The 13376-nt window shown below is 36.2% G+C and carries 14 protein-coding genes; 3 read left to right on the top strand and 11 right to left on the bottom strand.

What is annotated here, in order from left to right; all coding sequences use genetic code 11:
• Window positions 1-125: 125 nt before the first annotated feature.
• The 8 genes from FRX52_RS03500 to yfmF form a co-directional block, all read right to left on the bottom strand.
• Window positions 126-656, bottom strand: coding sequence for a LysM peptidoglycan-binding domain-containing protein (locus FRX52_RS03500; protein WP_146538508.1), 531 nt, complete (start codon window positions 654-656; stop codon window positions 126-128).
• Between the two features lie 134 nt (window positions 657-790).
• On the bottom strand, window positions 791-1588 hold the full coding sequence (locus tag FRX52_RS03495; protein WP_146538507.1) for an energy-coupling factor transporter transmembrane protein EcfT: 798 nt from the start codon (window positions 1586-1588) through the stop codon (window positions 791-793).
• Window positions 1581-2423, bottom strand: coding sequence for an energy-coupling factor transporter ATPase (locus tag FRX52_RS03490; RefSeq protein ID WP_146496180.1), 843 nt, complete (start codon window positions 2421-2423; stop codon window positions 1581-1583). The genes FRX52_RS03495 and FRX52_RS03490 overlap by 8 nt, the downstream gene beginning before the upstream one ends.
• Window positions 2399-3244 (bottom strand): energy-coupling factor ABC transporter ATP-binding protein, encoded by an 846-nt coding sequence (locus FRX52_RS03485; protein WP_186603334.1) that lies wholly within the window; start codon window positions 3242-3244, stop codon window positions 2399-2401. The genes FRX52_RS03490 and FRX52_RS03485 overlap by 25 nt, the downstream gene beginning before the upstream one ends.
• Window positions 3241-3786: a CDP-diacylglycerol--glycerol-3-phosphate 3-phosphatidyltransferase gene (pgsA, locus tag FRX52_RS03480; RefSeq protein ID WP_146496178.1), complete on the bottom strand. Its 546-nt coding sequence runs from the start codon at window positions 3784-3786 to the stop codon at window positions 3241-3243. Before pgsA ends, FRX52_RS03485 begins: the two co-directional genes overlap by 4 nt.
• A 9-nt stretch (window positions 3787-3795) precedes the next feature.
• Window positions 3796-4713: a helix-turn-helix transcriptional regulator gene (locus tag FRX52_RS03475; RefSeq protein WP_146538506.1), complete on the bottom strand. Its 918-nt coding sequence runs from the start codon at window positions 4711-4713 to the stop codon at window positions 3796-3798.
• A 57-nt stretch (window positions 4714-4770) separates the two neighbouring features.
• On the bottom strand, window positions 4771-6057 hold the full coding sequence (gene yfmH / locus FRX52_RS03470) for an EF-P 5-aminopentanol modification-associated protein YfmH (RefSeq protein ID WP_146538505.1): 1287 nt from the start codon (window positions 6055-6057) through the stop codon (window positions 4771-4773).
• A gap of 3 nt (window positions 6058-6060) precedes the next feature.
• Window positions 6061-7302: an EF-P 5-aminopentanol modification-associated protein YfmF gene (gene yfmF / locus FRX52_RS03465; RefSeq protein ID WP_146496174.1), complete on the bottom strand. Its 1242-nt coding sequence runs from the start codon at window positions 7300-7302 to the stop codon at window positions 6061-6063.
• Between the two features lie 109 nt (window positions 7303-7411).
• On the opposite strand from yfmF, the gene yaaA reads away from it, so the two are divergent.
• Window positions 7412-7786 carry a S4 domain-containing protein YaaA gene (gene yaaA / locus FRX52_RS03460; protein WP_146538607.1) on the top strand — a complete coding sequence of 125 codons (375 nt, stop codon included), beginning with the start codon at window positions 7412-7414 and terminating at the stop codon, window positions 7784-7786.
• Window position 7787: 1 nt separating this feature from the next.
• Window positions 7788-8885: a DNA replication/repair protein RecF gene (recF, locus tag FRX52_RS03455; RefSeq protein ID WP_146538504.1), complete on the top strand. Its 1098-nt coding sequence runs from the start codon at window positions 7788-7790 to the stop codon at window positions 8883-8885.
• 18 nt (window positions 8886-8903) lie between these two features.
• Here the strand turns inward: recF and FRX52_RS03450 are convergent, their stop codons facing one another.
• From FRX52_RS03450 to trpS, 3 genes are all read right to left on the bottom strand, one after another.
• Complete coding sequence (locus tag FRX52_RS03450) at window positions 8904-9776, bottom strand: GRP family sugar transporter (protein WP_146538503.1); 873 nt, start codon at window positions 9774-9776, stop codon at window positions 8904-8906.
• A 50-nt stretch (window positions 9777-9826) separates the two neighbouring features.
• The gene (gene guaB, locus FRX52_RS03445) at window positions 9827-11308 is read right to left on the bottom strand and encodes an IMP dehydrogenase (RefSeq protein WP_146538502.1); all 1482 of its coding nucleotides are present in this window, start codon (window positions 11306-11308) and stop codon (window positions 9827-9829) included.
• A gap of 71 nt (window positions 11309-11379) precedes the next feature.
• Complete coding sequence (gene trpS, locus FRX52_RS03440) at window positions 11380-12399, bottom strand: tryptophan--tRNA ligase (protein ID WP_146538501.1); 1020 nt, start codon at window positions 12397-12399, stop codon at window positions 11380-11382.
• Between the two features lie 107 nt (window positions 12400-12506).
• On the opposite strand from trpS, the gene FRX52_RS03435 reads away from it, so the two are divergent.
• Window positions 12507-13376 (top strand): YitT family protein, encoded by an 870-nt coding sequence (locus FRX52_RS03435; RefSeq protein WP_146538500.1) that lies wholly within the window; start codon window positions 12507-12509, stop codon window positions 13374-13376.

Raw genomic sequence — 13376 nt, 5'->3', positions numbered from 1 at the left:
CCTTCTCTTTCATTATCTGCTCTTATCTTACCGATAAAATATTACTTTTTGATAGATATTTCATTAAAAATATTACAAGAATATGTTAATTTAAGGTAAAATCGTCAAAATTGAGCTATTTTTGACTAATACCACCCATTAGCCAACCAAAATGCTTTAGCTGCTGACCAAGAACCATAACGTTGCGTCACATAATTATCAGCCACACGTTCTTGATTTTCAGGCGACAAGTCACCATTTAGATAAGACAAGGTAAGTTGGTAACGCCCATAATATTGACCATTTTGAGCAGTGTAACTACCACTTGACTCTTTTTGGGCAATCCATTCCTTTGCCGTCAAATCTGCTTCACTCAAAGTTGATGTCGAACTTGTTGTTGCAGTATCATTTTGAGCAACATCTGCAACTGCCGTTGATGATTGAGTGTTGTCACGTTTAATCGTTAATTCTTGACCAACTGTCAAAACATTAGGATTACTTAGTTGATTTAAGGACAGCAAATTATCTAAACTTGTTTGAAAATCAACAGCAAGACTAGACAAAGTATCACCAGATTTAACCGTATAAGTATCTGCACTAACCAGAGTTGGCACACTCAAACTAGCTAAAAGAACAAGACCTGCTACTTTATGTTTTAATCGTTTAGTTTTTGTCATTTGTTTATTTACTCGCTTTCTTTTTCTTGACACCTTCATCTTACCTGCCTTATATTACTAATAAATTAGTTTCTCGTTAAAAATATTACAAAAAGATTGCCACAAGACTAAAAAAACGCCTTTTAAGGCGTTCTTTAATTAGTTTTTAGTAAAAATAATAGCACAGCTAACATCAACAGACCTAAGATTAAAATACTATCTGCTTGTTGCCATTTTAAGACACGATACTTACTACGACCTTCTCCACCTTGGTAACCTCTAGCTTCCATGGCCAAGGCCAAAGCGTCTGCTCGCTTAAAACTAGAAGCAAAAAGAGGAATTAAGATAGGAACGGTTGAGCGAATACGTTGTAATAGATTTCCTTCGCCAAAGTCCACTCCTCTTGCTTTTTGAGCTGTCATAATTCGAGTGGCATCGTCCATTAAGGTTGGTACAAAACGTAAACTTAAAGAAAGAATTAACCCAATTTCATGAACAGGGACTTTAAATCGCTTGAGTGGACTAAGTAGTGATTCAACCGCATCTGCTAGACTCAGTGGTGGTGTTGTCAGCGTCAATAAAGTGGACACGCAAGTAATCAAAATGAAACGCATAAAAATTAAACCAGCTTGTGCCAAACTATAATCACTAATCTTAATCAAACCCCAATCAAGGAAGACCGTTCCACCTCTTGTAAAAAAGAGTTGAAAAACCGTCGTAAAAAGAATCAAGGCAAACATAGGTTTCAAACCATTAAAAAAGAAAGATAGTTTAATCCCTGACGCTAAGATCATCAAAAGAGTTGCCCCAGCTAAAATTAAGTTAGTAAGTAAATTATTAGCCCAAAAGATAATCAAAAGATAAATAAACATCGCCAATAATTTACTTCGTGGATCTAAACGATGAACAAGAGACTGACCAGGAATATAACGTCCTAAAATAAATTTATCCATACTTCATCATCTCCACAAACTCTTCAATCGTAATCGGTAAATGTTCTAAGTTCATCCCTCTATCTGATAAGGTCTTAGCAAACTGAGTAACTTTAGGCACACCTAACTGTTTTTCTTCTAGAAATTCAACTGATTGAAAGACATCCTTAGGTGTTCCTTCTAAAACTAATTTTCCTTTTTCTAGCACATAGACAAAATCAGCATAATCAGCAACATCATCCATAACATGTGTGACCAAAACAATGGTTAAGCCAGACTGATGTAGTTCTTGAAACAGCGTCATCAATTCTTTGCGTCCTTTTGGATCAAGGCCAGCTGTTGGTTCATCTAAAACCAAAACGTTAGGATTCATAGCCAAGATCCCTGCAATCGCAACCCTTCTCATTTGACCGCCTGATAGGTGAAATGGATTTTTTTCAAAAAGGTCTGCTGAAATGCCTACTAGGGCTAATTTTTCTTTCGCAATCGTTTCTGCTGTAACTTGATCAACACCAAAATTTTGTGGACCAAAAGCCACATCTTTTAAAACCGTTTCTTCAAATAACTGACTTTCTGGAAATTGAAAAACCAAGCCCACTTTTTGTCTAAGAGAGCGTATATTGGCAGGCTTAGCCTGTTTGGTAATAGCTACTTTTTCAACGAATACCGTTCCTTCTGTTGGTAGATTTAGACCGTTTAACAATTGCATTAACGTTGATTTACCAGAGCCTGTATGACCAATAAAAGCAGTATAGCTACCTGCTTTAATCTCTGCTGTTACATCAAAAAGGGCTCGCTCTTCTAAAGGCGTCCCCACTTGATAGGTAAAATCTACTTGCTTGAGGCTAATTCCCATAATCTATCTCCTAATTCTTCTTCTGTCATATAATCAAAATCAGATAAGACACCTGCCTCAATCAAGGACATCTGCAATCGAGAACTAAATGGTTGATCCAGACCTAGATCTAATAGATTTCTATTTTCTTCTGAAAAAAGTTCTCTCGGACTAAGATCAAGCTCCACTTGACCTTTTTTCATCACTAAAACACGATCGCTTAGATTCACTTCATCCAAATCATGCGTAATGGAAATCACCGTTAAACCATAAGTGTCACGAACCTTTTTAATCAAAGACATGACTTCACGACGCCCATTTGGATCCAACATACTGGTTGCCTCATCTAAAATCATAATGTCAGGTCGCATAGCAATCACACCAGCAATGGCAACACGCTGTTTCTGACCCCCTGACAACCTTGCTGGTTCTTTGTCTCTAAATGCTGACATTCCAACCATTGCGAGAGCTTCAGTGATTCGATTTTCCATTTCGTCTTTACTGAGTCCTTGATTTTCTAAACCAAAAGCAATGTCATCTTCCACAGTTGCACCAACAAATTGATTATCGGGATTTTGAAATACCATACCAATTTGACGACGAATCTGCCATAAATTTTTCTCAGTCAATTCTTGACCAGAAATATAAATCTGACCACTTTCTGCTGATAAAAGACCGTCTAATAATCTAACTGTCGTTGACTTACCAGAACCATTATGACCAATAATAGACAACCATTCTCCTTGTTTCACGTGAAACGATAACTCTTTTAAAAGATAATTCTGATCATCACTATCGTATTTAAAATTAAGTTTGTTAACATCAATTATGATTCGACTCATTTGAAGGTACCTTTAAATAAGAAGCTAGCTCCTTTAAAATAATCATAACCTGAATAAATCGTAAAAAACAAGGCAACATAAAGTAGGACAGTCCCTAACACAGACCAACCCAATAATAAAAAGATAATAGATAACATTTGAGTGGTTGTTTTAATCTTTCCTGGCATAGCAGCAGCCAGGACTTCTCCACCTGTTTCAACTAAAAGCAAACGAAGACCTGTTACTGCTAATTCACGACAAATAATTACAGCACTCAACCAAGCTGGTGCCAAATCTAAGCCCACTAACATGATAAAAGCACTCATGACCAAGATTTTATCAGCTAAAGGATCAGCAAACTTACCAAAATTAGTAACTACCTGCCATTTACGAGCTAAATAACCATCTAAATAATCTGTCAGACTAGCAAATGCAAAAATAATAGCCCCCCAAGTATGATAATTAGCTTGATTAGGTAAAGAAGTCAAGATTAGAAAAACAGGGATTAAGATAATTCGCAAAAGCGTTAAGAGATTAGGAATATTTTCTTTTTTACTAAACATAAAAACCTTTTATTCTTGTATTGTCAATGTCACATAGCTTAAACTAGACGTTAAAGCCGACAAATCAAGTTTTTGCCCATCGATTGTTACTGCTAACCCTTGAGCATTGCCTAAAGTCAAAACAATTGAAGTCGCATCTTGTGGCAAACTTACCTGATATTCTGAATTATCAGTTGTTAATAAAGCACCTTGCTCTCCTAGTTGATCGGTGTAAGCAGCAACCCAGCTCTCTTCCCCTTCTACAAGTTGAAAACTAATCACAACTTCTGAACTTGGATTACTCAAGGCTACTTCCAAGTTATCTTCTCCACCAGTAGTTGTCAAACTCGGTTGAGGAGTAGTGCTTGAGGATTCTTCTTGACTAGTAGAAACACTACTTTCTGAGTCACTAGAAGATGATGGAACCATCGAATAAGACGGCTGACTAGATGACGTCAAATTATTTTGCATTTGGTTCCAACTAACATACGCCACAAAACCGACAATGGCTAAAGAAAGTGCTACTAAAATCAAAAAAGGAAGATAAGACTTCTTTTCTTCTTTATGACGACTTCCTCTTGTTTGCACAAAATTTGTTGTCTTCTCTAGTTCCCTAATAGAACTTGTTTTAACTGGCTCTGATTGAATCTTAGGGGAGGTAGTTTTGTTGTCTTTCTCAGAAAAATCTACTTTTTCTTTTGGTTTCTGTTGACTTAGTTTCATGTTACGATAGCCATGAATTAAAGACACACCATCCAGATCAACAACTTCAGCATACTGCTCAATAAATGAATTAACCGATTCTTGTGGCAGTAACTTAAACTGATCCATCTCCATGGCCAAAAGATAGTGACGAGGAACCTTAGACAGCTCTGCTATTTGTTCTAAATCATATCCTTTTTTTGTTCGGGCTTGCCGTAACAACTCTCCAATACTTGCTTCTCTCATACTTGTTCTCCTCAATCATCTATACTAGTAAATTATATCAAAATATCTTCTTTTGCACTACTGGGGAGAAATCGTAAATTCTGTCATCTCCGCTTCTTTGAGAAATTCTCTGCCAATAGTAACAACGTCTGCTAAAGTCAACTGCTCTAGCAAATCAGCCATAGTCAAATAGTTAGAACCATCTGCAACATAACTTGAAAATTGGCTAGCCAAGTGCGACACATCGTCCAAACTGCGTAAAAATTCACCATATAACTCTCGCTTGACCAAATTAAAATGTTTTTCAGTCAAATCCATCATTTGCCCTGCCTTACTCAATTTTTGCTTTAATAAGCGAGCCATGGCGATTGGCTCTTCTGTATCTAAGAAAAGAAGAACAAAGGCAAAACGAGAACCTAGCTCAATCTCAAAATCAAAAGAATCATCAATTTTACCTGCTTCATACCAATCTTGATAGCTTTTTGACATCCAACCAAATAACATGGCAAAAAAGAGTTGCAAAGCTAATTTTTGTTTCAAGAGAGATTGACTATTATAGCTACTTCGAATCCCCAAAACTAATTTAGGCTTACTAATATCTGGTACACTTACTGTGCGTTTCGGAATAACTTGGGTCTTAGTCAATGGTGTTCGACAACTATCTGACCTTCCCATGTTGCTAAAATGACGTTTCTGACTCTTGTCAATGTCATTGTAAACCTCGTTGACATCAAAGTCACCTACCAAAACCAAAGACATATTTTGTGGTTGGTAAAAATGAGCATAGTTTTCCTGTAAATCTTTAATTGACAAGGTTTTGATTTCTTCTTTACGTCCAGCAATATCTTCTGCCAAACTCGTTTCTGGGTAAAGATTTTGTAAAGCGCCTGAGTAAAGCAAGTAATCCGTATCATCTTGATACATGTCAATTTCTTGTGCGATAATTGCTTTTTCTTTCTCAACTGATTCTGCTGTAATTGTTAGACTTGAAATCAACTGAAAAAGTAAATCAATATTCTGACCAATCTGATCTTTGGCAGTAAAGTAGTAGCTTGTTTGTTCAAAACTAGTAAAGGCATTGACCTCCGAACCCAATTTTACAAATTCAAGAGCCCCATCTTTACCATCAGCTAACTCAAATAATTTATGTTCTAAAAAATGAGCTACTCCTACTGGATAACTTTTTTCCTGACCATTAGACAAGGTCAATTGGTTGTCAATAGAGCCAAAATTAAGACTTAAAACACCTGTAACTTCCTTAAAATCTTCTTTTGGTAATAGGTAGATCATAAAACCATTATTAAAAGTATAGGTGTAAAGTTCTTGAGCAATTCTAGGATGATTAAGTTTATTGAGCGCTGACAATCACTAGCTCCCTTCTAAAAAATAAATGGCTTGTAACTTAATCTGATTAGCCAGAGCCACCACATCTTCTTTACTAATTTTATCAAGTTCATCTAAAATTGTTTCCAAAGGTTGACTACCACAATAACGCTGATGATAAAATAAATCGACTAAAGTTTTTTGGTGATCTTCCAACAATATCAAATTATTTCGCAATAAAGTCTTAGTCTGTTCCAAAAGATTGATAGAAAAACGAGCTCTTTTAAAGTCGTTTAGTTGTTTTTGAATCAAACGCAAGGTTATCTCTCTATCCTTAGCATCAATCCCTGCGTAAACCTGTAAAGTTTTTGTAAATCTATCTGTAAAGCTGCCAATATGGTAAGATAAACCTTCTTTTTCCCTAACTTCTGTAAATAGTCGAGAATTTGAGAATGAACCAAACATGCCATTCAACACAAGTAAGCTAAAGTCCTGAAACTTTTCTTGATTATTTATATCGAGATTGTAAACAAGTTGTAAAACAGATTGTTGATTATGACTTTGCTCTACTTTTTGCTTGACAACATTAGTATAAGGTTGATCATAAAAATAATCCAAGCTGACTTGACGTTCTTCTAAAGGATATTGATGAACCAGCTGAACAATTCGATAAGCATCAACATCACCGACCACAAAAATATCAATTTGATCTTCTTGAAGCATTTTTTGAAATTCTTGATAAACTGTGTAAGAATTTTCTTCTTCAACCAAATCCAAATCTGCATAGCTTGGCAGAGCTAATAAATCGTCTTCAAAAAATAGATGTTTTGCTTGATAATCACTGTAAATAAAAGAGTCTTCCATGTCTAAACTAATCGCATGAAGTAAGTTGGCCTTTTCACGATTAAAAAATTTTTGTTGATATTGAACAACAGAAACCAATGGATTAAAAAGAATGTGAAATAAAAAATCAAATATTTCTACTAAAATTTCTTCTCCCATACTATAGGGATCTGAAACAAAATTAATATCAATATCTAGTACATGAACCTTGCCTTTAGTTGACACCTTAGTTGACAAAGTTGCTCCATAAAGATGTGCCAACTGTTGTCTAAAAACTTGCAAATTAGGATACTTAGCATTGGCGGTTTCAAGTAGTTGGGCTATCAAGGCACGACGGGCAAGTGTTTGTCGCTTCAAAGGAGTGGAGAAGCGAAAGGTAATATGATTCGTCTTAAATTTTTTAGTCTGAACGACATGCAGGTTAACACCTTTTACAATTTCCATTGTCCTTCTCCAATTGAATAGTATCGTTTTTCATTATACCATTTTATCCCTTCCTCGCCCACTAAAAATGACGAAACGTGTTATAATATTAAATGAGAGGTAAAATATGATCAATTACAAATTATTTAGTGACTATATTACATTACAAGCTCTTTTAAAAGAGCAAGGAATTATTCAAACAGGTGGTGCAATTAAAGCATTCTTAGCAGAGCACACTGTTTTGTTTAATGGAGAGGATGAAAAACGTCGAGGTAAAAAAATTCGTCTTGGTGATATTATCGATCTTCCCCAACAAAACATTAAAATTATCATGGTTGAGCCTAGTCAATCAGAAAAAGAACAATATAAGGCTGAACAAGAAGAAAAAAAGAGGGTTGCAGAATTAGTTAAAAACTTAAATAAAAACCAAACTCAAAAAATAAGCAAACCAGTTAAAAAAACAAGTCGAAATAAAAAGAAACCTGTCCGTTTCCCAGGTACTTAACATGTGGTTGCAAAACTTAACATTAAAGAATTTTAGGAATTATCAAGATTGTCAGGTTCAATTTTCTCCCCACTTAAACATCTTTCTTGGTCAAAATGCTCAGGGAAAAACTAATTTTTTAGAAGCTATTTATTTTTTAGCCTTAACCCGTAGTCATCGAACGAGATCAGATAAAGATTTGATTTGTTTTAATTGCGACACTGTAAAGTTGACGGGAGATTTACAGAAGTTGACATCATCTGTAAATCTTGATATTCAACTTTCTAGTAAGGGACGCACTATCAAAGTCAATCATCTTAAACAGGATAGATTGTCTAGCTATATCGGTACGATGACTATTGTTCTCTTTGCTCCAGAAGATTTACAACTGGTTAAAGGTTCCCCTAGCCTAAGACGTAAATTTTTAGATATTGATTTGGGACAAATTAAACCAATTTATCTGGCAGACTTGGCACAATATAATCATGTGCTTAAACAAAGAAATAGTTACCTTAAAACGACTAAACAGATCGACAGGGATTTTTTAGCAGTTTTGGATGACCAACTAGTTCACTTTGGTAGTCGAGTCATCAAACAAAGACTAGATTTTACCAAACAATTAGAACAAGAAGCCAACAAACATCATACTTTAATTTCAAATGATTTAGAAAGGTTGACTATCAGCTACCAATCAAGTTTCAAATTTGATCATGTCAATCATTTAGAAGATTGTTTTAGACAAGAATTACTTGATTCTAGAGAGAGAGATTTATTCAAAAAAAATACTGGTCTTGGTCCTCATCGTGATGACTTGCAATTTTTTATCAATGACATGCCTGCTAGTTTTGGTAGTCAAGGACAGCATAGAAGCTTGATTTTATCCTTAAAAATGGCTGAAATCAATTTAATTAAAAAAGTAACTGGCGATTTTCCTATTTTATTATTAGATGATGTGATGAGTGAATTAGATAATTATCGTCAAACAAAATTATTAGAAGGCATTGATAAGGATGTTCAAACCTTTATTACCACTACTAGCCTAGACCATCTCAGCCATTTGCCAGAAGATATGACGATTTTTGATATTCATGCTGGTAATATTCAAAACAAAAGAAGTTGACAACACTGTCAACTTCTTTTAGTATGATTTTACAACACCTAACAAGACTGCACCAATAATAAAGCAACTGATACCGATTAGAACCCATTTCATCTCTTTCTTGGTCTTTTTCTCCCCTAAAACGAGAATACCACCAATAATAGCAATAACTGCACCTAGTTGAGAGAATGAAAAAGCAATCGCTAAACCTGCTTCTGCAGCCGCAAAAAGCATAAAAATATTACCAAAACTCCATAAGATACCTACCAAGGCATTTTTCAAAACTACTGGTTCAAAATTAACTTGAAACTTCATGAACATGGCTGCCCCAAATACCATACCAAAAGACATTGGAAGAATGGCTGAAATTGGATCCAGATTGACAATGTTGTTAAAAAAGACTGTGTAAGAAACATAACCCAAAGTTGAAGTCGTTAGAGCTTGGAAGCCTTTTTTAAAATCACGAGGCTGACTATTATCAAGAACTTCTTTATCTGGATCTTGCTTACTCGAAAAGTAAAAACCAACTAGTAAGAAAATCATAGCAATCATTCCTAAACTATACTGAATCGGTTTTGTCCATTCTTGGAAAGCAAGAACTCCAATCAAACTACCAACAACTAATTGACTACCACTTGACAAGGGATTAGCAACAGATACGCCCATATATTGCATAGACTTAAATTGTCCATTTTGACCAATTGCCCAAAGAATCCCCCCTATAATACCAAACAACCATGTTGACCAGGTCAAATCTGGTCTAACAACCAAATAAACCGTCGTTGCAAATAGTACTGCTCCCAAGGTTACACCAAAGGTTTGCTGATTTGCATTACCACCTATTTTGTTACTAATAAAACCAAGACTTCCCCACGCTACCATGGGAACTAAAGCATATAAAATTCCTATCATTAATTTTCTCCTTTACAGTATTAAAAGAACTGGGTAAATCAGTTCTTTTCTTATCTCATTGAATAATTTGGTGCTTCATTCGTAATTTGAACATCATGTGGATGACTTTCAATTAAACCTGCACCACTCATTTCAACAAATTGTGCCTTGTCATGTAATGCTGCTAAATCACCTGCACCAACGTAACCCATCCCTGAACGAATGCCACCTAGCATTTGGAAAACAATATCGGCAACCGCACCTTTATAAGCTACACGACCTTCAATTCCCTCTGGAACCAACTTATTAGCTTCATTGACTGCTCCTTGGAAGTAACGATCACTTGACCCTTTTTTCATCGCTGCAATTGAACCCATGCCACGATAGGTTTTGAATTTACGTCCTTGGAAGATTTCTGTTTCACCTGGTGCTTCATCAGTTCCAGCAAACATAGAACCCAACATTACAGCATGACCACCTGCTGCTAAAGCTTTAACAATATCGCCTGAGTATTTAATCCCACCATCAGCTATAATGGTTTTACCATACTCACGCGCCACTCCTGCAGCATCATAAATGGCTGTTACTTGCGGTACGCCGACACCTGCAACGACACGAGTGGTACAGATTGACCCCGGACCAATGCCCACCTTAACAACATCCACACCTGCCTCATACAAAGCTTTTGTTCCTTCAGCAGTTGCCACATTACCAGCAATCAATGTTTTATCTGGGAAAATTGCACGAATTTCTGCAATCTTACGCAATACTCCTGCTGAATGACCATGAGCTGTATCTATGACAATAGCATCCGCACCTGCCTCAAAAAGAGCTTCAGCACGCTCAAAAGTATCCGATGTAACACCCACTGCTCCTGCAACCAATAAACGACCAAATTGATCTTTTGCGGCATGAGGAAATTCAATGACTTTTTCAATATCTTTAATTGTAATCAAACCTGACAGGCAGCCTTCTGCATCAACCAAAGGAAGTTTTTCAATCCGATGTTCTTGCAAGATACGCTCTGCTGTTTCCAAATCAGTCCCAACTGGTGCAGTAACCAAGTTTTGACTAGTCATATGCATGGAAATCGGTTGATTGTAATCCGTGATAAAACGTAAATCACGGTTAGTTAAAATACCTACCAATTTGCGATTTTCCAGTGTCTCAACGACGGGTACACCACTAATTCGGTAACGTCCCATTAGTTCATCAGCTTCTGCAATCGTATGATTTGGTGTTAGGAAAAATGGATCGATAATGACACCATTTTCTGAACGTTTAACCTTACGAACTTCTTCAGCCTGTTCTTGAATTGACATGTTTTTGTGAATAACGCCTAAGCCACCCGCACGGGCAATCGCAATGGCCATTTTACTATCCGTTACGGTATCCATAGCCGCTGTGATAATTGGAATATTCAATACTAAATTATCAGCTAGCTTAGTTTGAAGATTGATTTCATTTGGTAGAACATGACTCTCAGCTGGAATCAATAAGACATCGTCAAATGTAAATCCTTTTTTCAAAAACTTGGTGTCCCAATTTGACATGACAGTAGCTTCCTCTTTTCAAATGTATTTTTATTATTATAGCAAGTTTTGTAGGTTAAGTCATTAGGCAATTAAAAATAATTGATGCCCATAGCAGCCTTAACCTCTGAGAGCGTTTGAGCAGCTTTTTGTCGAGCCACTTGACTGCCTTTTTCTAACATATTGTAAACTTCACCCATATCCTTAGCATACTCTAAACGTCGCTCACGAATAGGGGCTAATTCACGCTCTAAAATTTCTAGTAGGTAACGTTTAGTCTTAACATCACCCAAACCACCACGTTGATAGTGTTCTTTCATTTCAGCTATGGTGTCAGCATCTTCTTTGCGACCAAATACGTCTAAATAATGAAAGACCATGTTGCCTTCAATCTGACCTGGATCTTCCACTCGAATATGATTAGGGTCTGTGTACATGCTCATAACTTTTTTCTGTACTGTATCCATATCATCTGCTAGGAAGATACCATTATTTAGCGATTTAGACATTTTAGCATTGCCATCTAAACCAGGTAAGCGACCTGCTGCTTCATTTTCAGGATAAATGCCTTCAGGCTCAACCAAAATATCTGTTTGATAGGTATGATTAAAACTACGAACAATTTCTCGTGTTTGCTCAATCATCGGTTTTTGATCGGTTCCCACAGGAACAAAATTAGCCTTAAAAGCTGTAATATCAGCCGCTTGAGCAATAGGATAAACCAAAAATCCAGTTGGAATCGACTCACCAAAGCCTTTTTGTGCAATTTCTGTCTTAACTGTTGGATTTCGCTCTAACCGAGCCAACGACACCAAATTCATATAATACATAGTTAATTCAGCCAATTCTGGAATTTGACTTTGAATAAATATCGTAGCTTTTTTGGGATCGAGTCCAATAGACAAGTAGTCCAAGGCCACTTGACCAATTGACTCACGTACTTTTTGTGGATTTTTAGCATAGTCAGTTAGGGCTTGCTGATCGGCTAAAAAGACAAACATGTCATATTTATCTTGATTCTGTAACAAAACACGATTTTTCAAACTACCTACATAGTGACCAATATGAAGCTGACCAGTCGGTCGATCACCGGTTAAAATAATTGGTTTCATACCAAACTCCCTTATTTTTTATTCCTCATTAGATTATACCACATATCTTGACAGCAGATAGTCGCTTGGGGCATAATAACAAGGGAAAATTAAGCGAGGAGAAAATCATGAAACAAACTCTGAAAAATTTAGTCTTGGTGACTCTTGGTTCATTCATTGCTGCTAGTGGTTTTAATACCATGTTTTTAGACAATCATATCGCTTCTGGGGGCATGATTGGCCTATCTGTTGTTTTCAAACAACTCTTTGGACTGAGCCCATCAGTTTTTCTCATGTTTAGTAACATTCCGCTACTCTTGATGTGCTATTTTTTATTAGGAAAATCCGTCTTTATCAAGACAATTTTCGGATCTTTAATGTATCCTTTTGCCATTCGATTAACGGCTGACTTACCAACTATCACCAAAAATCCACTCTTAGCTGCTATCTTTGGTGGTGTTATCGTTGGTTTTGGACTAGGTTTAGTTTTTAGAGGAAATTCATCAACTGGTGGAACAGGAATCATTACTCAAATCTTACATAAATATACGCTACTCTCATTAAGCGCTGCTGTCATTATCATTGATGGCATCAGCGTTTTAATGGGTCTAATTACCTTTTCTCCTGATCAAGTCATGTATTCAACTCTCGCTCTTATCGTCATCAGCTATATCATTGGCAAAATGGAAATTGGATTTAACACATCTAAAACTGTCATGATTATTTCCGAAAACAATACAGCCATCCAAACACATATCACCACAGTTACTGATCGAGGTGTCACCATCATTCCCATTCAAGGGGGCTATTCTACTGTTCAGAAAACCATGCTAATGACCACTATTTCAAGTTATGAATTTCCTGCCTTACAAAAACATATTTTAGCCATTGATAAAACAGCTTTTATTGTTGTCATGCCAGCCAGTCAAGTTTTTGGGCGTGGCTTTAGTATGACCAAGCATTATCTAAAGGAAGAAGATATTCTTCTACCAATGTGA

Origin of the sequence: Streptococcus sp. sy018, assembly GCF_007859185.1 — a bacterium.
Classification (GTDB): domain Bacteria; phylum Bacillota; class Bacilli; order Lactobacillales; family Streptococcaceae; genus Streptococcus.
The sequence above is the reverse complement of the archived record's forward strand: the minus strand, read 5'-3'. Positions and strand labels throughout refer to the sequence as shown.